General features: G+C 38.6%; 19 protein-coding genes. 10 read left to right on the top strand and 9 right to left on the bottom strand.

The features are described from left to right. The first annotated feature begins 52 nt into the window (after positions 1-52). The 4 genes from I6E82_RS10090 to I6E82_RS10105 all read left to right on the top strand — a co-directional run bounded on the left by I6E82_RS10090 (position 53) and on the right by I6E82_RS10105 (position 5,027). Positions 53-1,576 (top strand): CYTH and CHAD domain-containing protein, encoded by a 1,524-nt coding sequence (locus I6E82_RS10090; RefSeq protein WP_165726543.1) that lies wholly within the window; start codon positions 53-55, stop codon positions 1,574-1,576. Then, on the top strand, positions 1,577-1,843 hold the full coding sequence (locus I6E82_RS10095; protein WP_231616920.1) for a hypothetical protein: 267 nt from the start codon (positions 1,577-1,579) through the stop codon (positions 1,841-1,843). Positions 1,844-1,999: 156 nt separating this feature from the next. Further along, the gene (locus tag I6E82_RS10100) at positions 2,000-2,809 is read left to right on the top strand and encodes a phosphate/phosphite/phosphonate ABC transporter substrate-binding protein (protein ID WP_165721269.1); all 810 of its coding nucleotides are present in this window, start codon (positions 2,000-2,002) and stop codon (positions 2,807-2,809) included. Next, on the top strand, positions 2,796-5,027 hold the full coding sequence (locus I6E82_RS10105) for an ATP-binding protein (protein WP_197117792.1): 2,232 nt from the start codon (positions 2,796-2,798) through the stop codon (positions 5,025-5,027). The genes I6E82_RS10100 and I6E82_RS10105 overlap by 14 nt, the downstream gene beginning before the upstream one ends. A 39-nt stretch (positions 5,028-5,066) precedes the next feature. On the opposite strand, the gene I6E82_RS10110 is transcribed toward I6E82_RS10105, so the two are convergent. Then, positions 5,067-6,584, bottom strand: a complete 1,518-nt coding sequence (locus tag I6E82_RS10110) for a S10 family peptidase (protein WP_165721271.1) — start codon at positions 6,582-6,584, stop codon at positions 5,067-5,069. Between the two features lie 365 nt (positions 6,585-6,949). Here I6E82_RS10110 and I6E82_RS10115 point away from each other — a divergent pair, with 365 nt between their 5' ends. From I6E82_RS10115 to mrcB, 4 genes are all read left to right on the top strand, one after another. Then, entirely contained in the window at positions 6,950-8,173 is a 1,224-nt protein-coding gene (locus tag I6E82_RS10115) for a diguanylate cyclase domain-containing protein (protein ID WP_007584842.1), read from the top strand. Positions 8,174-8,393: 220 nt separating this feature from the next. Then, entirely contained in the window at positions 8,394-8,732 is a 339-nt protein-coding gene (locus I6E82_RS10120; protein ID WP_004587162.1) for a P-II family nitrogen regulator, read from the top strand. A 9-nt stretch (positions 8,733-8,741) separates the two neighbouring features. Beyond that, on the top strand, positions 8,742-9,971 hold the full coding sequence (locus I6E82_RS10125; protein WP_010555509.1) for an ammonium transporter: 1,230 nt from the start codon (positions 8,742-8,744) through the stop codon (positions 9,969-9,971). Between the two features lie 150 nt (positions 9,972-10,121). Then, positions 10,122-12,464 carry a penicillin-binding protein 1B gene (gene mrcB / locus I6E82_RS10130; RefSeq protein WP_197117794.1) on the top strand — a complete coding sequence of 781 codons (2,343 nt, stop codon included), beginning with the start codon at positions 10,122-10,124 and terminating at the stop codon, positions 12,462-12,464. A gap of 279 nt (positions 12,465-12,743) precedes the next feature. Here the strand turns inward: mrcB and I6E82_RS10135 are convergent, their stop codons facing one another. From I6E82_RS10135 to I6E82_RS10155, 5 genes are all read right to left on the bottom strand, one after another. Continuing rightward, on the bottom strand, positions 12,744-14,585 hold the full coding sequence (locus tag I6E82_RS10135) for a methyl-accepting chemotaxis protein (protein WP_197117796.1): 1,842 nt from the start codon (positions 14,583-14,585) through the stop codon (positions 12,744-12,746). 178 nt (positions 14,586-14,763) lie between these two features. Continuing rightward, on the bottom strand, positions 14,764-16,044 hold the full coding sequence (hemL, locus tag I6E82_RS10140; protein ID WP_197117798.1) for a glutamate-1-semialdehyde 2,1-aminomutase: 1,281 nt from the start codon (positions 16,042-16,044) through the stop codon (positions 14,764-14,766). Positions 16,045-16,077: 33 nt separating this feature from the next. Next, positions 16,078-17,094 carry an aspartate carbamoyltransferase gene (locus I6E82_RS10145; RefSeq protein WP_007584862.1) on the bottom strand — a complete coding sequence of 339 codons (1,017 nt, stop codon included), beginning with the start codon at positions 17,092-17,094 and terminating at the stop codon, positions 16,078-16,080. A gap of 114 nt (positions 17,095-17,208) precedes the next feature. Next, positions 17,209-17,643, bottom strand: a complete 435-nt coding sequence (locus I6E82_RS10150) for a CopD family protein (protein ID WP_007584864.1) — start codon at positions 17,641-17,643, stop codon at positions 17,209-17,211. A 15-nt stretch (positions 17,644-17,658) separates the two neighbouring features. Further along, positions 17,659-19,341 carry a chloride channel protein gene (locus I6E82_RS10155; RefSeq protein ID WP_007584866.1) on the bottom strand — a complete coding sequence of 561 codons (1,683 nt, stop codon included), beginning with the start codon at positions 19,339-19,341 and terminating at the stop codon, positions 17,659-17,661. 322 nt (positions 19,342-19,663) lie between these two features. Here I6E82_RS10155 and erpA point away from each other — a divergent pair, with 322 nt between their 5' ends. Beyond that, positions 19,664-20,002 (top strand): iron-sulfur cluster insertion protein ErpA, encoded by a 339-nt coding sequence (gene erpA, locus I6E82_RS10160; protein WP_197117800.1) that lies wholly within the window; start codon positions 19,664-19,666, stop codon positions 20,000-20,002. Positions 20,003-20,051: 49 nt separating this feature from the next. On the opposite strand, the gene I6E82_RS10165 is transcribed toward erpA, so the two are convergent. Next, positions 20,052-20,240 carry a hypothetical protein gene (locus I6E82_RS10165; protein WP_010555198.1) on the bottom strand — a complete coding sequence of 63 codons (189 nt, stop codon included), beginning with the start codon at positions 20,238-20,240 and terminating at the stop codon, positions 20,052-20,054. A 452-nt stretch (positions 20,241-20,692) separates the two neighbouring features. Between I6E82_RS10165 and I6E82_RS10170 the strand changes: the two genes are divergently transcribed. Continuing rightward, positions 20,693-20,932 (top strand): helix-turn-helix domain-containing protein, encoded by a 240-nt coding sequence (locus I6E82_RS10170; protein WP_007584874.1) that lies wholly within the window; start codon positions 20,693-20,695, stop codon positions 20,930-20,932. A gap of 70 nt (positions 20,933-21,002) precedes the next feature. Here the strand turns inward: I6E82_RS10170 and I6E82_RS10175 are convergent, their stop codons facing one another. Both I6E82_RS10175 and I6E82_RS10180 read right to left on the bottom strand, forming a co-directional pair. Then, positions 21,003-22,382, bottom strand: a complete 1,380-nt coding sequence (locus tag I6E82_RS10175) for an AmpG family muropeptide MFS transporter (protein ID WP_007584875.1) — start codon at positions 22,380-22,382, stop codon at positions 21,003-21,005. Positions 22,383-22,432: 50 nt separating this feature from the next. Beyond that, positions 22,433-23,053: a peptidylprolyl isomerase gene (locus I6E82_RS10180; protein WP_010555196.1), complete on the bottom strand. Its 621-nt coding sequence runs from the start codon at positions 23,051-23,053 to the stop codon at positions 22,433-22,435.

The following is a 23,053-nucleotide window of genomic DNA, read 5'->3' on the forward strand; positions in this document are numbered from 1 at the left end:
TGCTTTGTTTATTTTGAGCACTTATTTATTTTAAAGGTAATCCGCAAACCGAATGGATACTGAGATAGAACTGAAATTTTTGGTATCAGATGCCGTTATTCCACTGATCCCCTCGTTAATTACTCAATTTGCAAAAACGGTGAAGAATAAACCGTCACGCAGCTTACAAAATGCATACTACGACACGCCAAGCCGAGAGCTTAGAGCGCTTGACATAGGCTTTAGAACTCGCTGTTCTGACAGCGAATGCGAGCAAACTATAAAGCTTGCAGGTGAAGTTGTAGGTGGTTTACACCAACGTCCAGAGTACAATTTACCAATTGAATCAAGTCGCCCTAATTTAATGGCGTTTGATGCTGATATTTGGCCTCATGGCATGCAAATAAGCGCAATCTCAAAAAACTTGTATCCAATATTTAGTACTAACTTTATTCGTCGTACTTGGTTAATTGAAACCGAAAGTGGCGCTAAAATTGAAGTTGTACTCGATAAAGGTGAAATTGCGGCTTCGGGTAAAATTGAAATTATTAGCGAGCTTGAAATTGAGCTTGTTGAGGGCAGTCGTAGTGAGTTGTTTGCGTTTGCAGATGTACTGGTTAGCCAGAACTGTATCCGTTTAGGATTATACTCTAAGGCCGCGCGTGGTTATCGCCTTGCAGATGAAAAACCTTTAATACCAAGCAAATCTATTGGTTTTGTTCAATTACCAAAGTCGACTACCCAAGAGCGTGCTTTAGTTGAAGCCATGAACTTTGGCATTCGCTTTGTGCAAAAGCATGAGCAATGCTATTTCGATAAGCCAAGTTTAAAAACGCTTAAACGCGTAACTGACGGCATTAGCCTAATACGCCATACTTTTTGGCTGTACGACGATATAGTATCCAAAGAAAGTACAGAACATTTACGTACAGAGCTTAAATGGTTATTAAGCGAATTAGCGTGGGTAGAAAACGCGATTCAATTAAAAACGTACACGTCTAAACGCCATGCTTTTTATAAAAAAATTAATGCTGCTCCAGCACTTACTCAAGTCATTGGTGATTTAAAAGAGTTACAGCCAAGCATTGACGATATAAATGCACTGTTTCATAGCGCGCGTTATAATCGTTTATTACTGTCGTTAACTACGTGGTTAATTGATAAACAGTGGCGTAAAGATTGGGGGCAAATAGAGCTTCAAGCGGCTGAGCAAAACGTGTCGTCCATTGCGAGTAGGCTTTTTAATAAAGACTGGAAAAATCTGCACGAATTACTCCCTAAAGAACAAACACTCGATGTCGCTTCGTATTTAAACCTGCGCACTCAACTTGAAAATAGTTTACTGAGCGGTAACTGCTTAGGATCGTTATTTGATAAAGAAGAACGCCTAGAGTTTAGATTGCCTTGGCTTGATATTTCTCATGGTATTTATGAGTTAAGTACGCTTGAGTATTTAAAGCAGTTATGTGCTGGGCAAGAAGACGAACAGCTTGCTAAAATCCAGTCATGGCTTGAACAAAAGTCTGAATATCTGGTTAGTGCGATGGAGCAAAGTCGCCTTGCTTCATTTGACATAGAACCTTACTGGCAAAAATAAATGATGCGCTTTTGTAATGAAATTCAGTTACAAAAGTGCTTATTCGTTATTCTTTTATCAGTTAGTTTTAACACTTACGCTGAGCCAACATGGCATTTGTATAAAAACAAAAATGGCGTAAGTGTGTATTATCAAAGCCACAGTGATAATATTTTTGAAGTAAAAGCGCAGATGAGCGAAATACCAACCAGCTTTGCCTTATGGATCAATCCCTACTTGGCTAAGCAACAAAGCCTGCCTAAAAAGTACTTACAACATCTTTATTAATTTACATCATATGCTCACACATAAAAATACACTCCAAAACTGCCTGTAATCAAAGCCGGTCAGTGCTAAATATCGAATATATAATAATTTTATGGTGTGTTGAGTAGTCTTTAACTACGCTTAAGCAATAATGACACGCTATTATTTGGAGAATTGATGAAGTATTTAGTGGCTATATTATGTTTGATGCACAGCTCACTCTTATTGGCTCAAGAATATACCTTTGGTGTAGTGCCGCAATATGAGCCGCAAAAGCTAAATGCTATTTGGCAACCTTTGTTAAAGCAAGTAAGTAAGCAAACAGGGGTATCAATAAAGCTAATTACAGTTGAGTCTATTCCGGTATTTGAAAAAGCCTTTGCTAATGGCGAGTACGACTTTGCATACATGAATCCATGGCACAGTGTTGTAGCATATGAGAAGCAGGGGTATTTGCCACTAATAAAAGATGCAGGGCGAAAGCTGCAAGGTATTTTGCTCGTAAATAAAGACAGTGGTATTGATAATTTAAGCCAACTAGAGGGCGTCGAAATAGCATTCCCTGCACCTAATGCATTAGGTGCGTCATTATTAATGAGAGCCGACTTAGCGTTGTTGTATGGGCTAACAATAAAGCCTGTATATGTTCAAACCCACCCTTCGGTATATTTAAATGTAGCACTGCATTCAACAATGGCGGGCGGTGGTGTAATGGGCACATTTAAACAACAACCAGAAAGCTTGCAAAATAAGCTTAAAATTCTTTATAAAACGCGTGAAATTAGTCGCCATCCAATTGTAGCCCACCCAAGGGTTGACCCTACAATACAGTTAAAAGTGCAACAAGCTATTTTAGATATTAGCCAAAGCGCAGAGCATAAACATTTACTTGCAGGTATCCCAATTATTAAACCTAGTATTGCAACTTTAGCAGAGTATCAGCAGTTGACTCAGTGGGGCTTGCGCTCATTTTATGTTGAAAATTAGAGGGTTTCGTAGTCTAAGGGCACAAAGCTTTATTGTTGTATTGCTTTGTGGCTTGCTTATGGCCTGTCTTTTTATGTTTTACGCCTTACCTGAGCAAGCGCGTTGGGTAAACGATGGGCTTTCAAAGGCTGCTCAGCGTTCTTTAGCGCAGTTATCGACCTCTATAACGACTCCGTTGTTAACTAGGCAGTATGCAGAGCTGTATGAAGAAATAGACAGCCAACTCCAAACTCGCCCTAATTGGAAAAGTATTAAAATTGTTGATGTGGATTCAAATAACCAATTATACCCGCTTGAAAACTGGGTTGGAGCAAATGAAAACGGTGACATGCTGTTATCTCAGCAGGTGGTGTTTTTAGATAAACCGCTGGCTAATATTAGCTTGGTTGTTAATTTTACGAATGAAATAAACGAATCTTCAAAGCTTCATTACACCCTAATATATATACAATTTATTATTTTAGTTATCGTTTTTATAGGTTTAGCTTGGCTGGTGGATTACAGGGTTACGTCGCCTTTAAGGACTTTAAAACAGGGGTTTTCACGTTTAGCCAAAGGTGATTTTGATTGTCATATAGATAAACAACAACAAAATGAAGTAGGCAGCGTAATAAGTGCATTTAATAACATGGTTGATGAGGTTGCTAATAACCATCAAAAATTAAATGTATTACGAATTCAGGCTGAGTCAGCAAGTAAAGCAAAGTCAGATTTTATGGCCAGTATGAGCCACGAATTAAGAACCCCGTTAAATGCAATTTTAGGCTTAGCCCAACTGTATGGATATGATGAAAGTGCTAATAAAATACAAAAAGAAAACGCGAAAAGCATTTATCAAGCTGGAGAACATTTACTATTACTCATAGACGATGTACTTGATTTGACCGCTATTGAGTCGGGTAATATGCAGTTTAGTTTTTCTTATGTGCCTATTAAAAGCATATTAGAGGAGTCAGTAGAGCTCGTCACTGAGCTTGTTAAAGGGCACTCAATAACACTGCAAACCCAGGGTTTAGAGTCCTTAGAAGGGCTGAGAGTTTATATTGACCAGCGGCGCTTTAAACAAGTGATGCTTAACTTGCTTTCAAATGCGATTAAATACAACAAACCAAATGGCAGCATTAATATAAATTGCCGAGTGTTAAGTAATAAACAATGCGAAATAGATGTAACAGACACCGGATGTGGATTTGCTCCAGATGATATTTCTCGCTTATTTAAACCTTTTGACCGTTTAGGAGCTGAAACCAGTAAAGTAAATGGCACGGGTATTGGTTTAGTGATAACTAAGCAACTGGTAGAGCGCATGCAGGGTTCTTTAAGCGCGCAAAGTGAGCAGCACAAAGGTTCTTGTTTTACACTAAACTTTAACAGCTTTGATCAAACTGATTTGCCAGCACAAGTGCAATCTCCTCAAATAACACTTCAAAGTTTAGATACAGTAACTCTTCCTACGCTTGAGGTTTTAGTAGCAGAGGATCAGGTTACAAACCAGCAAGTATTAAGGCAGCAATTAACCATGCTTGGGGTGTGTTCTACTTTTGTAAGTAATGGCGAACAAGCTTGGGAAACTCTGCAAAATAAACACTTTGATATTTTACTAACCGATATTCAAATGCCTTTACTCGATGGGTTAGGGTTAGCCAAAAAAATACGCGAAAACACTCATTTTGATAAACTTATTATAATTGCAATTACGGCCAACATTACCAAAAACAATATAGATAATTGTTATGATTGTGGAATGAACGGCTTTTTAACCAAGCCCATTGAGCTTGTTAAATTAAAATCGCTGTTGATGGAACACTCTCAAACAATGGTTAGTACATGTTCAGATAAATCTGATAGTGAAAATATAGCTTCAGATAGTTTTGATCAACTAGATATCACGTTATTAAAAGCAATGCTTGGTGATGATCCTACTGTGCACTGCATGGTGTTTAATGCGTTTTTACAAACGGCAGGGGAGCAAATTAAATTAGCTAATGCGTATGCTAAGAGTAAAAATTATGTTGATTTGGCTTTTCAGGCCCATGCCTTAAAGTCGTCGTCAAAATCGGTAGGGGCTATTAAACTGGCTGATATATGCCAGCAGATCGAAACGTATGCAGAAAATGAATCTATTGATAACAATGAAATGCAAAGTCTCGAGACCTGCTTCAACGATGTAGTAACGCAACTTAAAAGCTATTGTTTACGATATGAAAAACGCACATAAAAAATGGCTCATAAAGAGCCATTTTATGTTTAAAATATTTTAGTATTTAGCCGCTTCCCCTTTCTTAGGTAAAGCGTCCTGTATAAAGTCACGTAAATCGTTATTAGAGCTTTCTAAGTCAGCGTGGCGAAGGTACATCATATGCCCACTTCTGTAGCCTTTAAAGCTCAAACGGTCTTTCATTTTACCGCTTGGGTCTAATTGCCATAACGTATATTTAGCGTCAAAGTAATTGGTTGCACCATCAAAGTATCCTGATTGAATCATCACGTTTAAGTAAGGGTTTTGCGCCATTGCTAAACGTAGATTTTCGCCCGTATTATTACCGGTTCTATCCCATGGGTGAACATTACCAAATAAATTATATTTTACATCTGTTTTATAGTTTAGCTCTTCACGTAAGTAGTGATTAATTGCAGGAGTGAAAGAGTGTAACCAAGAGGTAAGTTCAGCCCAGTAGTCTGGGGATTCACCTGCGCCTCGTTTATCTATTCCTAAATAACGAGAATCTAAGCGACCCACCGTTTGACCACGTTCACGTAGTAGCTCTTTCCAGAAAAATTGAGTTGGAATATCCAAGTTATTTTGTTCAACAAACTTTTCTGATAAGCCTGCGTAGTGTGCCATTTTTGTAATAATTCGACGTTTTTCTTCAGCATTAATAAGGCCACCCTTAACAAGCGCTGGGATTAACTCGTTTACAGTAAACTCTTCAACTTCAGGTAATAACTCATCTAGATCTTTAGCTTGTAAATCGGCTTTAAGTGCTTTGTGATACCAAGCAGTCGCTGCAAAGTAAGGTAGGCGGTTAGCGGCTTTAATCGGGCCGTCGCGCTTAATACCAATATCAGTAGGTGATACGAGAACAACACCGTTTATGTACATCCATTGACTATTTTGAAGCTCATGAGCAAGACCCGATACACGTGTTGTACCGTAGCTTTCACCAATTAAAAATTTAGGCGATCGCCAGCGCTCAGCTCTATTTACAAAAGTATTTAACCACTCAGCAAGGTATTTAATATCGGCATTAACACCAAAAAATAGCTCTTTTTGTTTTGCTTTAGAAGGAAGTTCGCCTTTTTCGTTTTCAAGTACGCGAGAGTAGCCTGTATTTACAGGGTTTACGTAAACAATATCGGCAATATCAAGTACAGAATATGGGTTGTCTTTTACGCCATAAGGTTGAATTGGATAGCCTTCGTCATCAATTTTTAATACGCGAGGACCAGTATAAGCAAGGTGCATCCATACAGAAGCCGAACCTGGCCCGCCATTAAATGAAATAAGTAATGGGCGAGTTGTCCTGTCGTCAACTTTGTCGCGTGTGTAGTAGGTGTATTGCAATGTCGCAACCGCATCGCCTTTATCATCCCATACAGGTTGTGTGCCTGTGGCAACGGTGTAATTAAAGCGTTGACCGTTGATTTTAGCTTTATGTTGAGTAACAACTTTGCTGTCTACATCAATACGACGTTGGTTATCGGCAAGCGTGCTTGTACTGATTATTAATGCAATAACGGTTATCGGTAAACTGATAATACGACTAAGCTTCATTAGGTGTCCTTATTATTGTTGATACACCATTAAAGACATTAATGAGTTAAATAACAAAAGTATTGAGACTAGTGGCCGATAATACTAGTTAAGTAAGTGATTAATACACTTGTAGATTCGTATTAATCACTTCTATAGTTATTTTAGGTTGGGTTTCTTTATTTAGTTAATCACAGAATTCAGGTATATTGCGGGCCTACTTGTATTGGTTTTATATACAAGCTATCACCAAAAAAATCTAATGGATTACGCTTTCAAGCACATAAGTGCACTCTACACCGGATGTTTATGACTAATGCTATTGCAGTAATAGCATTGTATTTGTCGTTTTGTTACAAAATTAATTAAAGGTAAAGAGAAGCTTTATGCAAAGAGTATTAGTGGTTGAAGACAGTAAAGTAGTGCAGCAGGTGCTTCGCCACTTAACTGCACAATACCTTGATGTAGCAATTGATTTTGCTTGGTCTTTAGCAGAATGCGCTACGTTCGTAGAAAAATACGACTATACGCTTGCGTTAGTTGATTTAACTTTGCCAGATGCTCCGCACGGTGAAGTTGCAAAATATACTTTATCTAAAAAAATTCCTACGGTTGTTTTAACCTCAAAAATAGATGAGTACAAGCGCCAACAAATGCTTGAATTGGGCGTAGTTGATTATGTTATTAAAGATAATCGCGATTCTTACCATTATGCCGTTAAGCTCGTTGCGCAATTACTCAGAAATCAAGGCTGTAAAGCACTAATAGCAGATGACTCATTACTAAGTCGCTCGTTAATGAAGCAAATGCTAGAAAAGCAATTGTTTGATGTAACAGATGCCCACGATGGACAACAAGCACTCGAAATATTAAAAGCTAATCCTGATATAAAGCTACTTATGACCGACTACGCTATGCCCTCTATGGATGGCTTTGAACTTGTCAAAGCGGTACGTAATTTTAGAGGCCGAGACGACTTAGCAATTATTGGCTTGTCGGGCGCGGGGAAGCATGGCCTATCAGCACGATTTATTAAATATGGCGCCAATGACTTTTTAACAAAGCCATTTATGAATGAAGAGTTTCATTGTCGAGTACTTCAAACAATGGAGCAACTGTCGTTAATTTCAGATATTAAAGAAAGCGCACATAGGGATCACTTAACAGGGCTTCATAACCGACGCTACTTTTATCAATATGCAGAAAAGCTCCTTAAAAGTAAAAACCAGAAAAATACTTTGGCATTGCTTGATATCGATTTTTTCAAAAACATTAACGATACATTAGGCCATGAAGGCGGCGATCAGGCTTTAAAACAGGTTGGTTCATTAATACGATCTACGTTTTCAAAGTTTACGGTTGCACGGGTTGGCGGGGAAGAGTTTGCCATAATATTACCTGAAATAGAGCTAGAACGCGGTCGTGAATACTTTGAAGCATTTAGGAAAAAGATGGCTAGTTACGATTTTTCTATTAGCGATAAATCAATTAAAATTACCACGAGTATAGGCTTGGCTGACTTTCAAGACACTAGCTTAACACAGGCAATGCGTGTTGCTGACAAAGCATTATACGAAGCTAAAAACCAAGGCAGAAACTGCGTGGTATAACCCTTCTTAAACAAAGCTAGATACGTGATAAATATATAGAGATATAGCACGCACCAATGTAGCTGACTTGTTAAATTAACGCACCTAATTGGTGCGTTTTTTTTGATCTTGAGTTTGTGTTTTTTACTAAGTGGCTGTTTTTAATTGATATAAAATAGTGGCACAAAGGTTGGATTGTTTAACCCAATAGGATAACAATAAAGAGTCCGAGGGGGCCGCTATGAAAATGATTAGTGCAATCATAAAACCATTTAAATTAGACGACGTGCGTGAAGCACTCGCTGATTTAGGAATTGAGGGGATGACAGTAGTTGATGTTAAAGGTTTTGGACGTCAACGAGGTCATACTGAGTTATATCGTGGTGCAGAATACCAAGTAGATTTTATTCCTAAGATCAAACTTGAAATTGCAACTCGTACTGAAAATTGTCAACGCGTTGTTGAAGCAATCACTAAAATTGCATCAACAGGTAAAATTGGTGACGGTAAAATTTTCGTGTACGACTTGGATCAAATTGTTCGTATCCGTACTGGCGAACTTGACGAAGAAGCAATTTAAGGGGGTCTCATGGAAAATACAATAATAGAACTAAAGTTTTCACTCGATACCTTCTATTTTTTAATATCAGGTATATTAGTAATGTGGATGGCAGCAGGTTTTGCCATGCTAGAGGCGGGCTTAGTTCGCTCTAAAAACACAGCTGAAATTTTAACTAAAAATGTCGCGTTATATTCAATTGCATGTACGATGTTTTTATTAGTTGGCTACAACATTATGTATGTAGACAATGCCGAAGGTGGTTTTATTCCTTCAATAGGCGCTTTAATTGGTACACAAGCTGCCGATGCTGACCATTCTTTAGAATCTGACTTTTTCTTCCAAGTAGTATTTGTTGCAACCGCTATGTCGATAGTATCGGGTGCTGTTGCTGAGCGTATGAAACTGTGGGCTTTCCTAGGTTTTGCTGTAGTACTAACTGGTTTTATTTACCCTATTGAAGGTTACTGGACATGGGGTGGTGGTTTCTTATCTGAAATGGGCTTTGTTGATTTTGCAGGTTCTGCAATTGTGCATGGCGCAGGTGCAGCCGCTGCACTAGCTGGTGTATTAATCTTAGGTGCTCGTAAAGGTAAATATGGTAAGAACGGTGAAATATACCCAATTCCAGGTTCAAACTTACCACTTGCTACACTAGGTACATTTATTTTATGGATGGGTTGGTTTGGCTTTAACGGTGGTTCTCAATTACTACTTTCGGATAAAGAAAACGCAACTGCAGTAGGCCAAATATTACTTAACACCAATGCAGCAGCTGCAATGGGTGCTATTGCAGCACTGTTTGTATGTAAAGTACTTTGGGGTAAATCAGATTTAACAATGGTCTTAAATGGTGCATTAGCTGGCTTAGTTGTTATAACAGCAGACCCTCTATCTCCATCACCATTAATGGCATGTCTACTTGGTCTACTTGGTGGTGCACTTGTTATATTTAGTATCATAGCACTTGATAAAGTTAAGATTGACGATCCAGTGGGTGCTATCTCTGTTCATGGTACGTGTGGCGCATTAGGTATTATGTTAGTACCGCTAACCAATGGTGACGCAAGCTTTGTTAATCAGTTAACGGGTCTAGTATGTATTCTTGCCTTTGTATTTGTAGCATCATTTATTGTTTGGACTGTGCTTAACAAAACAATGGGTATACGAGTAACCGAAGAAGAAGAACTAAACGGTATGGATCAACACGATTGTGGTATTGAAGCCTACCCAGAGTTTGTTTCTGTTCGAAATAGCTAATAGTTTATTTAAATAATAGTGTGTTTACACAAAGCCCTACTTCGGTAGGGCTTTTTTTGTTTCAGGGGGGGTTAACTTTTCGGATGTTAGGATATATCCAATATGCTAAGCTCACACTCGTGAATAACCCTTGGAATAAATTACACTTAAATGGCCGACAATAAAAAAACACCTACCAGTAAACCTGCAGTTAAACGTGCAAGTAAATCGTCAAGCAAGACAAAAAAAAGCACCTCAAAGGGCAGTAAAAAAACAGTGGAAACCACTGTTAAACGCTCTTTTATGAGAAAAACATGGTCAGTGTTTTGGAAACTAAGCTTGGCTGTTTTTATTGCAACGGCAATGTATTTCATTTATTTAGATTCAAAAACAACGCGTATATTTGAAGGTAATAAATGGCAACTTCCAGCGCAAGTGTATGCTCGTTCTATGGAGTTTTATCCGGGGCAATTTTTATCAAGCCAGGAAGTAGTGTTTGAGCTAGAGCGTTTAAATTATTCATCGGTTAATAGATTAAGCCGCACAGGACAGTTTGTTAAAACAGCAGATAGCATCAAGATTTATCGTCGTGATTTTGAATTTTATGATGGCCTTGAAGAATCACATATTATTGAACTTCGCTTTGCAGGGCAAAAAGTTGCGACCATTAAAGATAAGTTTGGCAGACGTTTAAACTCTGCCCGTCTAGAGCCTGTGCAAATAGCCCGTATTGGTAATGACTCTAAACAAGATAGAGAATTTGTACCACTAGATAAGTTTCCAGCAATGCTAAAAGATACGCTATTGGTGGTTGAAGACCGTGATTTTTACGAACATCATGGTGTATCAGTATTTTCTATTTTACGCGCGCTTTATTCTAATATTAAAGCGGGGCGCACCGTTCAAGGTGGTAGTACGCTTACTCAGCAGTTAGCTAAAAATATTTACCTAACACGTGAGCGCTCTTTAGTACGAAAAATAAATGAGGCCTTTATTGCCCTTATTTTAGATTATCGTTATTCAAAAGATCAGATATTAGAAGCTTACTTAAATGAAGTATACCTAGGGCAGTCATACAACCAAGGTGTGCACGGTATGGGGCTTGCTGCTGACTTTTACTTTTCAAAGCCGGTAGATGAGCTTGAGTACGATCAAATTGCTTTGCTGGTGGCAATGGTTAAAGGTCCATCTTATTACAACCCACGTCGCTATAAAGAGCGCACAATGGAGCGCCGAGACTTAGTGCTTCGCCTTATGGTTGAAAACAAGCTACTTAGCACAAAAGAGTACCGTGCATCGCTTAATCGCCCAATTGATATTGCGCCAATGAAAGCGAGTTTACAAAAATCATATCCAGGCTATTTAGAGTTAGTAAACAGAGAACTAAATGAATTATTGCCAGATCAGCAAACACTTGATGCAGGCGTAAGAGTATTTACTTATTTTGACTTGCAAAAGCAAACAGCAATGGAAGAGTCTATTGAAAAGAGCTTACCGTACTTGGAGAATCGTCCTAGAACCGAAAAACTAGAAGCAGCCATGATCTCTGTTAATGTAGAAAAGGGCGGTGTATCTGCACTTGTTGCAGGGCGCGATGTTCGTTATTCAGGGTTTAACCGTGTTTTAGATACAAAACGTAATATTGGCTCGCTGGTAAAACCTGCTGTGTATTTAACCGCATTGCAATTACCACATTATAATTTAGCTACTTTGCTTGATGACTCGCCAGTACAGGTTACAAATGAGCAGGGAAAAGTGTGGCAACCAGAAAATTTTGATCATCAATACCGTGGTGCAATACCTCTTTATAAAGCATTTAGTAACAGTATTAATATTCCAGCGGTTAATTTAGGCCTCGATGTAGGTGTTGATAAAGTCGCGAATACACTAAAAGGATTAGGCGCTAAAGGGGCGATAAACGAATACCCATCGTTGCTTTTAGGGGCTGTTGAAATGTCGAGTTTTGAAGTTGCTCAGCTTTATACGACAATTGCTGCAGATGGCGAATATAAAAAGCTTACTGCAATTTCGGCATTAACTGACTCGGTTGGTAAAGTACTTTATAAGCATAAAGTAAATGCAGAGCCTCGTTTTGATAAATCTGCAATGTATATGACTAAATACGCGATGAAACGCGTAACGAAAGACGGCACTGCTAAACGCTTAAATTTACACTTCCCATCAATCCAACTTGCAGGCAAAACTGGCACTAGTAACGATTTACGTGATAGTTGGTTTGCAGGCTTTGATCAAAATACAGTGACGGTAGCTTGGCTTGGTCGAGACGACAACAAAAGCACGGGTTTAACGGGCAGCGTAGGTGCATTAGAAGCATATATTCGCTACTTAAAGCCACTTAATCCACAAGCAATAGCCGATACGCGTCCACCATCAATACGCTGGGCATTTGTAAATGAGCAAACGGGTAAGCAGGCACCACCAGGATGTGGCAAGGTGATTCAGCTACCGCTTAGAGCGAGTGAGTTCGAGCCAAGACCACAATGTATTCGTTAATTTAAGATTACTTTAAACAACAAAGCCGCTTATTTAGCGGCTTTGTTGTTTAAAGTATCGTTAGCGTAATTATACCAATCCGTAATAATACTTAATCAATTTGAGGGGTTAAATCTGACGTTAACTACGTTAAAAATTTCTGATATACAACTGCATGGATGCAGGAGGTAGAGCAATGCAGGAGCAATTGCCGAGAACAGCTAAATAACGAAATTTTTGCCTTGTTATCGACACGATTTTCTTCCCTCAAAATAGATCACTTAATTAAGCGAATTGGTATTAAGATTTAAAAAATTGCATTGATTTGGTTAAATCATTAGATAAGCGACTTAGCTGCTGTGCATCTTGCAGCGTTGATTGAGCTGATGTTAGCGTTTGATCTGCTAAATTACTCACCTCTTGCGAATCATTCAATGCCTGTGTTGTCGCATTTGACTGCTGTTTAACACGCTCTGCAATAACTTCACCTTGATGTTTAATGTCGCCCATACTTTGCTCTGCGCTTTGCAATACTTCATTGGTTTGATTGGCTGCTTTTACTGATTGCTCCATTTTTTCAACACTTGAGCGCATTTTTTGCTGAGTGTCGTCAGATGCTTGTTGTAAGGAGCTAATAATTTGATGTATTTCTTGGGTTTGTGTTTGTGTACGCTGAGCAAGAGTTCTTACTTCATCAGCTACAACGGCAAAGCCTCGACCATGTTCGCCAGCTCGTGCAGCTTCAATAGCGGCATTGAGTGCAAGCAAGTTTGTTTGATCGGCTATCTCACTAATACCTTTACTTACTTTGCTAATTTCTTGGCTATCTTGTGCTAGCTTATCGAGCGCTTGTTGGCTCTCTGCAAATTCAATTTGTAGATCTTGCATATATTTAGCAAGCTCCATTGTATTGTCTGAACCTTGCTTTACATGCGCAGCAGCATCTTGCGCAGTAAGCGTTGCTTGATGCGCTGACTCTTCAACAGCAAGTGCGTTTTGAGCCATTTCGCTGAGTGCATTATAAATGGCATTTACTCGGATTTGCTGTTTTGAAACATCATTGCTTGTTTGGCTACTCGCATGTGATAGCGATTTAGTTGCGCCGCATAGCTCTTCTGTACTTGCTTTAACATCAAATAATAAATGTGAAAATGCATTAAGTAATGCATTGTAGCGCGATGCAATAATTCCCATTTCATCATTAGTACTCGAATCGATAGTGGCATTTAAGTCGCCATTCGCGGCTCTGTTAGCGGCATCAGCAAAGCGATTAATAGTATCAACAACTGCAAAATAAAAACCAATCATTAAATAAAATGCAAATAACAAACTAATCAATGAAGCGGCTAAAACAAGATTTCGAGTCCACTGTTGAGTTTGCAGTTTTGCTTCAATAAGGCTCTCAAGCGTTGGAATACTCTTACTAACAAGTTGATTAATACTGCTGTGAACATTGTTTGTTAGTTTAGTAAATTCTGATTGAGTTAACAAAATATCGTCTGGCTCAAGTAGTTTTTCATCTATCGCTTTTTTAAATGCGCCAACAGCACTGTGTAAATTATCTAACGAGGGCATGAGCGCTTTATTTACTGATTTATCTGCATTGGTGGCTACATTGAGTATTTTATCGAGTTGTTTTTCGTATAAAGGAAGTGACTTACTAAAATTTGAAAGTGCTATAAACGTATCTGGCGTAAAACGATTACTTGCCAAAACAGTGTTTGCGCTTTGCGCTGTCGAGTTTATTTGCATTATAAGTGCAGGAATTGGCGTGACTAAAGAGCGGTTTACATAAGCACTAGCTAACTGACTATCTAATGCTAAGTTAGACTGAATAGAAACAAGTTCAAGTACATCATTTGCTTGATCGTCTTTTATATCAAAACCGAGTGAGCGAGCTATTTTTATATTTTGATTTGCTTCCCCCTGCATTTGATTTGAGAGTATTGACCTGTAGCCTTTTAAACCTTGTTGCTGCATTTTTGAAACAGCGATACTTTCACTTAATAATGAGATTAAAAAAAACAAACTAAGTGCAAGAGGAACGAGTAAAATTCCAAACATTAAGCTGATTTTAGTTTTGTATTTTAAATTTGCCATTAGCTGGATAGCGGGAAAAGAAAATTGGCGTAATCCTGACATAAGGCTCTCTTGTATTTTTGTAATTAGGGTAAAGGTGAATAGACCTTGTTATGCTTAATTATCATTCATTTATAGTACTTTACAAATAAAAAAAGCCCTTTTGGGCTTTTTTCAATCTTTAGTCTTAATTACACACTGTAAAAACAAGCGCTTATAAAATATAAAAAGTAATTTTAACTTAAAGTTTAGCAAACGAGCGTTCTGCTGCCGCTATTGTTTCTTTTACTTCTTGCTCAGTATGCGCAGCACATACAAAACCAGCTTCAAATGCTGATGGAGCAAGGTACACACCTTCTTCAAGCATAAGGTGGAAAAAACGTTTGAAGCGCTCTAGGTCGCATTCAGTAGCTTGTTTGTATGTCGTTACTTTTTCAGCATCAGTAAAAAAGAATCCATACATGCCGCCAGCATAATTAGTTGTTAATGCAATGCCTGCTTTTTTAGCGCCAGCTTCAAAGCCTTCACAAATTGCTTTAGACGTTGCTTCTAACTTATCGTGTAGACCTGGCTCACATAATAGCTCAAGTGATTTTAAACCTGCAGCCATCGCAATAGGGTTGCCAGAAAGAGTACCCGCTTGGTAAACAGGGCCCACAGGCGCAATGTAATCCATTATTTCGGTTTTACCACCAAATGCGCCAACAGGCATGCCGCCGCCAATGACTTTACCTAAACACGTAAGGTCTGGTTTAATGTTGTAATACGCTTGTGCGCCGCCAAGTGCAACACGAAAACCCGTCATTACTTCATCAAAAATAAGTACTGATTTATATTCGTCACACACATCACGCAAACCTTCTAAAAAGCCTAGCACTGGTGGAATGCAGTTCATGTTACCGGCTACTGGCTCTACAATAATACAGGCAATTTCGTCAGCATATTTTGCAAAAATAGCTTTTACTTCATCTAGGTTATTAAACGATACAGTAAGTGTATGCTTAGCAAAGTCCTCAGGAATACCAGGAGAATTAGGTACGCCCATTGTTAGTGCACCAGAGCCTGCCTTAACTAATAACGAGTCAGCATGGCCGTGGTAACAACCTTCAAATTTTAATATTTTATCGCGGCCGGTAAAGCCACGTGCTAAACGAATTGCACTCATTGTTGCTTCAGTGCCTGAGCTAACCATGCGTACTTTTTCGATTGATGGAACCAGCTCTTTTACTTTTTCAGCCATTAGTATTTCGGCTTCAGTTGGCGCGCCATAGCTAAGGCCATTTTCTACTGCTTCGTGCACGGCTTGTTTAATTGCAGGGTGGTTATGGCCCATGATCATAGGCCCCCAAGAGCCAACATAATCAATGTAACGATTACCGTCGGCATCAAATGTAAACGCGCCTTCTGCTTTTGTAATAAATAGCGGCGTACCGCCTACACCGTTAAAAGCACGAACTGGCGAGTTTACGCCACCTGGAATAGAGGCTTGAGCGCGTTCAAATAAGTCTTGGCTAATTGTCATGAAAAATCCTATAAATTGTCACTTAAAGAGGGTTTAGCTGTCGCGTTTGCGGCTAAACCAAGGTACGTCCACTTCATACTTATCGACTTTATTTTCTACGCCGAGTGTTAAAGCAAACAGTGCCATACGAATTAATACGCCATTTTGTACCTGGCGGAATATTGCTAAATTGTCGTTACTGTTTAAGTCGTTATCAAGCTCGTTGGCTTCTAAGCGACTATCACGTGGTAACGGATGCATTAATACAGAGTTAGGTTTGCAATGAGCGCTGTAAATAGATTGGCTAATTCTAAAACCGCCACGGTATTTATTTGCTTCTTCTTGTGAAGGAAAACGCTCTTCTTGAATACGTGTTTGGTAAACAATATCGGCGGCTAAATTACCTTCCATCTTGTTCACTAGCTCAATTTTGTGTCCTGCATTTTCTACGGCATCTAAAATGCTCGTTGGCATTTGTAGGCCATCAGGCGCGACCATCGAAAACTTTACGTTTTTATAATGGCACAATAGCTTTGATAGAGAATGCACTGTGCGACCATATTTTAAATCACCCACAAGCGCTATATGCATGCCATCAATATTTTGATCAAAACGGTGTAATTCACGCTCAATGGTTAATAAATCAAGTAATGCTTGAGTCGGGTGCTCATTTGGGCCGTCGCCGCCATTAATAACTGGCACAGTACAGCCATCAGCAAATTCACTTACTGAGCCTGCATCGGGGTGGCGCATAGCAACAGCATCGGCGTAAGCTGAAATAACGCGCGCGGTATCGTAAAGTGATTCACCTTTTGCAAGCGCTGAGCTTTGCATACCTGTAGTTTCACGTACACCACCGCCTAGTAAGTTAAAGGCTGTACCAAAGCTAACTCGCGTGCGAGTACTTGGTTCAAAAAACAAATTAGCTAAAATAGCGCCTTTAAGCACCGTTGTTTGCTTTTGTTTTTTAGCATAAGGCTCCATTTTTTTAGCTACTGCAAAAATACGTTCAATGCAGTCTCTGTCTAGCTGATTTACAGACAGTATATGTTCGCCTTGGAAACTTAACATGGGGTAATTCCTAATCAATCAAATGGGCGCGATAATCCATAAATGGAGCACGCAATCGCGCGTGTTATAGCAAGTATTGTAAATTGCAGCGCAGTTTAACATGCACCGAAACGCTTATAAATTAGGTTTTATTACCGCAAGTGCCACTATGATAAGCAGCGCAATAACAGGGAGCTCATTAAAAATACGGTAAAAGCGGTCTGTTTTAGTGTTTCGGTCATGTTTAAAGTCACTTAATAACTTAAAACAGTAGCCGTGGTATAGGTATAAAATAATTACCAGTACAAGTTTGTAATGTAGCCACATACTGTATTTAAACCAATCACGACCATATTCAACAATGGTTAACACACCAAATACAGCCGTTAAAACAGCAAATGGGGTTACGAAATAAAGTAACCTGCGCTCCATAACTTTAAGCATAGAGTTACATGATCTTTCTTCGCTCATTGCGTGATATACAAATAATCGAGGCAAGTAAAAAATACCGGCAAACCACGCAATCATAAAAAATATGTGGAGTGTTTTATAAATCAATAATGCGCTCATAATAGTCCTTATTGCTTAAAGTAAGCTGTTACGAATGGTTAAAATATGATGAATTTGATCCCAGCGTAATAGCCCCATAATTTGTTGATTATCTAAAAGGTTATAAACGTAAAGCGCGCCACTTCTTTTATCTTTTAGTATATCGAATGCATCGGCTAGAGTGGCTTGGCTGCTGATGCCCTGCAAGCTAATGTAATTTATATTTATTGCTTCATCAGACATTAGCGTTAAATCGTATTCAGCGAGGCGATAGCCATTTTCTTCGTCAAAAACAATCAAGGGTGTTTGGCTATCCATGGCATCAAGCGTATTTTTTATTTGCTCTTTATCGTCTGAGTAAAGCAATTTAAAGTCTTCATCCATATCATCCATTATTCCCACTTTTTGTAATGCTTCGGTAGCGGGAGATACATGGTACGGCAATCCCTGAAAATCTAATTGCTGCAAAAATATGGAGCGATTTCCAAAAAATTGTAATGCAGTTACATATGCAGTGGTTATAACTATCATCGCAGGAACGATTATTTCAGGTGATGATGTAAGCTCCATTACTGTTGTTAATGCAGCAAGTGGTGCATGCAGTGTAGCCGCTAATAATCCAGCCATACCTAAAACCCCATACGTACCCGCAATATCAGTACCCGGGCTAATATATTGAGCAAAAAAGGCCATTAATGTCCCAATTAATACACCAAGCCCAATTACAGGACCAATTAAACCACCAGGAATACCCAAACCAATAGCAAACAATGTGGCAAGTAGTTTAGCGATTAAAATGGTAGTAAGCAGCTTTACGTTATCAGGAGATTCAACCGCGATAGTAATCGCACTCATACCAGAACCCATAGCATGAGGCACCGCGTAAGCTATCAAGCTGGCAATACAGCCTGCGATTAGTAAACGAGGAAACATACTTAAAGGTTTAAATGTTTTAATAATTAGCATTAAGTTTTGGTTAAAGCTAAATGCTATAGCGCCCAGCGCCATACCGCATAATATTAAATAAGGGTAATGCCAACCACTTAATGGCGCTATTGTAATGAGTGCAAGTTCAGAGCCTTCACCAAAAACAAACTGCGTAGCGAGTGCACCAGTAACAGCAGCAAGCATTATTGGCACAAATATGTGTACTTTATATTCTCGAAGTACCACTTCCATTACAAAAATAACGGCTGCAAGTGGGGTATTAAACGAAGCGGCTATACCTGCTGCAACGCCGCAACCACTTAAAGTACGCATGGCGTTATGCGGTAAATGTAGTTTATCCGCTAAAATACTCGCACCTGTTGCGCCCATATGTACGGAAGGCCCTTCTCGGCCAACCGAAAAACCGCTAATGAGTGCAAGTGCGCCACCAACAAATTGATTAACCGTATTGTATAAAGGCATTTGCCCGTAATGGCGTTTAATACGATGAATAACAAAAGGAATGCCTAAACGGTAATGTTTAAAGCCAGTAAATGCAGCAAAGCACGCAATTAAAAATGCGGCTATTAATGGCATTAAAACGCGTTCAAGAGTGGGTAGGGTAGTAAAGTCGTCAGGTGTTTCCAAAAATAAGCTTTGAAAAAACAAAATAGTTAAGCGAAATAAAATAATAAAAAATGCAGCAATTAATCCGGCAACTACGCCTAATAAGCATAATTGTACAGATGTTTTAGGTTTTGCCAGTCGACGCCTGAGTTGCTCAAGCCACATGCATTATTTCCTCGCCGCATTTTTCAGCAGCATTTTAGCAAAAGAGTTTAGTTAAGTCCTTGTGATTTTGAATTTTTCGTAACTTATATTAACAATTTGCAGTAAAGATTAAGACCTATTTTTTATAACTAAAATTTTTAATGAATTTATAGTTTACAAGGGTCGCTTTTAGTTTGCTTAAGTATTATTTTAGTGAGCTAATGTTTAACCACTTTTTTACTAATTTATAGGTATAACTTAGAGTAAAGAGTTGTTTTACTATACTTGATTAAAACACTCGGGTATTAGATAATCACGCCATTGCGATATTGAGGGTTTTAAAATGTCTGAAGAATTACCAATTAAGTTCAGCGATGCAGCTGCTGTTCGCGTTAAACAGTTAATCGACGAAGAAGAAAATCCAGATTTAAAACTGCGTGTTTATGTAACAGGTGGTGGTTGTTCTGGTTTTCAATATGGTTTTACTTTTGATGAAAAAGCGAATCCTGGCGATTTAGAAATTGTAAAAAATGGTGTAATACTCGTTATCGATCCAATGAGCATTCAATATTTGGTTGACGGTGAAGTTGATTACACTGAAGGATTAGAAGGCGCACGCTTTTTTGTATCTAATCCTAATGCAACAACAACCTGTGGTTGTGGTGCAAGCTTTAGCGTTTAACAGCCAAACGCTAAATAGAATGAAGCCGCTTTTGCGGCTTTTTTAATGCCTACAAATCGGTTGGGGCGTATTCGGTTATTTGCATTATCAATACAAAAAACCCAAGTACAAAAGCAGAAAACGCTAAAATGTATATGAAGCCTTTTTTGCCTTGTTTAATTGGTACGCCGTTGTGGCGCAAAAAAAAGTACCAACCCAAGCACAACACAATCGGTAATAAAAAAAGAAGTCTGAACATTATTCGGCCTTTTTGGTGCTAATTATTGCTTAATCATAAACATGTGACGATAAATTGGAACAAAATTGTTATAAAAATTCATTTAAATATTTTATAACTAGAAATTAATTTATTAATACTTTTTGAGTACTTAGGTCAATATTCAGCGTTTATAAATATTCACTCGTGTTCATATTTGTACCGAGTATGTAATTAGTTATTTAACCAAAGTGTTAATAGTATATAATGTATCCAAGAATGAGACGGGCAAAATTTCATTCTCAATAAAAACAAATCTTTACCACATTATTAGCGTAGTTTTTTAGCTATATTGGTGGAGTGAGTAGCAACACATGCTTTGTTAAGCAATAGCTTGCTATTGAAAATATGGTATGACTGCTTACTTGCCTACAGCTATTGATAGAGACTACTGCTTTAATAGGTACGTCAAATCATCTAGTAGGAGATGTAAAATGATGGGCAAAACAGTTTCTTCTGAAGAAAATGCAAAGCTAACAAAGTGGCTTAAAAGTAAGCGCCACGAAAAGGGTCATACAATGCGAAGCCTAGCACAAGTGCTGGGAACGCCTCATTCGTTTATCGGCAAGATTGAAAATCAAGAACGCCGTTTAGATGTGATTGAGTTTGTTCGTTATTGTACAGCTCTAGAAGTTGATCCACATGAAGCACTTAGCTTGCTAAAAGTAGATTAACTCAAACATTGCTTAGTACACTTTAAGGGGCACTTGATAGTGCTAAGCAATATGTTAATGCAGGGATGCATTAAATATTTTTATGATAATTTTTCTCAAGCTCATATAATTTATGCCTAATCAGGTATAAAAATATCAGCGAAGGTATAACCATCAAGGCTGTTAAAACAAAGAACAGCGACCAATTTCCCATTAACCAATCATCAATTACTACACCACTGTAGCTCGAAAGTAACGTTCGTCCTAAATTCCCTAATGACGCCAGTAATGCATAGTGTGTTGCACTAAATGCTCTATCGCATAACATCGATATAAAGGCCACCATAGCGACCAGCGACCATGCTTGCGTAAACCCATCAATAACAATAGCAAAGGCATACAGTCTTAAATCAGGGCCAACTAAAGCAATCCACGAAAAGGCTAAGTTTGAGGCCGCCATCGCAATGCCACTAACAAATAAACCCTTAACAATGCCATATTTTTGATTAAATAAACTGCCAACAAAGGTAAATATGATTGTAAGTACGGCAGTACCTACCTTTGAAAATGTAGCTATATCGCTATTGCTAAAACCAATTTCTTTATAAAAAACAATCGACATTCGCCCTAAAAACGCTTCGCCTATTTTAAATAAGAAAATAAACGCAAGTAATGCCAGTGCCGTTTTAACGCCATTTTTAGTAAAAAAAGCTCTAAAGGGATCAATAACGGTTACCGCGAGCCACGCAACAGTTTTCGTAAGAGGGGTTTGTTTTGTAGAGGACAGTTTTTCAAGGTACACACGTTCAAGCTCTGCATGTACCGCTTCTCTATTTGATTCAGGTTCTTTTGCAAACAATGCTCCACTCATTAGCAGCAGCATTACAGCAGCTAAAAAGTAATAAATTTGTGGCCAGTCGAGCGAGGGGATATCAGCCATATAAAATGGAATTGCACCTAAAAGCGCATAACCTGTCCACCAACCAGACGTTGCCATAGCGGCTGCAGCTGTTGCTTTGTGAGATTCGTTTGCTTTAAGTGTATCTATTCTGAATGCATCAATAGCAATGTCTTGCGTTGCAGAAGCAATGGCAATTAACAAACAAATTGCAGCAACAATTGCTAAATTAGCTTTTAAATCAAGCCCTGCTAATAATAAGGTGCCAATAAAAATAAAGCTCTGGCAAAATAGTATCCAACTACGACGTTGGCCTAGCCATTTATATAAAATAGGGAGTTTTGTACGGTCAATGAGCGGCGACCATAAAAAATTTATACTGTAAGCGCCAAATACAATGCCGAATAGGCCAATCATGCTGCGGCTTAGCCCTTCATCCTTTAGCCAAGCCGACATAACAGAGCCAATTAATACCCACGGAAAACCGCTACTCATACCAAATATAAAAATATGGATTAAGCGTTTGTCTTTAAAGTAAGAAAAATATTCGCTAATAGAGAGAGATTTGCTCATAGGGCCTTCATTGGCTTTGATGCAGAGCAGCTAAGCTGCTCTTAAATAAATTACAGTGGAACTTGTTCAAGCATTTTAATATTTAAGATGATCACCGGTTTTTTAGGAACAAAATCGTAACCAATCTTTTCATTAAACCCTGTTTCAACAGCCATGATCTTATCAAGGGTATCGTAGCCATCCATTACATTACCAAATACTGCAAAACCCCAATCTTTCCCTGGATTTAAGTGATCATTATTATCCATGTTAAAAAAGAATTGGCGTGTTCCCGAGTGCGGTTCACGGTCTTGATACGCCATAGCAATGCTGTACATATCATTTTTTAAACCATTGCCGCTTTCATTAAAAATAGGGTCATTTTCGTGTAAGCCGTCGTAATCTTTATCGTAGCCACCACCTTGAATAACAAAGTCGCGGTCATTTTCCACATCGCGCTCAATACGATGAAAAACACTGCCTTGATAGCTCTTATCTGACACGTAAGTTAAAAAGTTATTGACCGTAATGGGTGCTTTTGAACGGTCCAGTTCAACAACAATACTGCCCATCGTTGTTACGATTTCGACGCGTGGAAAAATATTGTCTTTTTGCACAAAGCGGCCTTCTTGGGCTGCCAAGCTACTTACACTAAAAAATAGGCCTAAGCAGATTAAAAAAAGTCGTTTCAT

Source organism: Pseudoalteromonas sp. NZS11 (assembly GCF_015864765.1).
GTDB classification, from domain to species: Bacteria; Pseudomonadota; Gammaproteobacteria; order Enterobacterales; family Alteromonadaceae; genus Pseudoalteromonas; species Pseudoalteromonas arctica.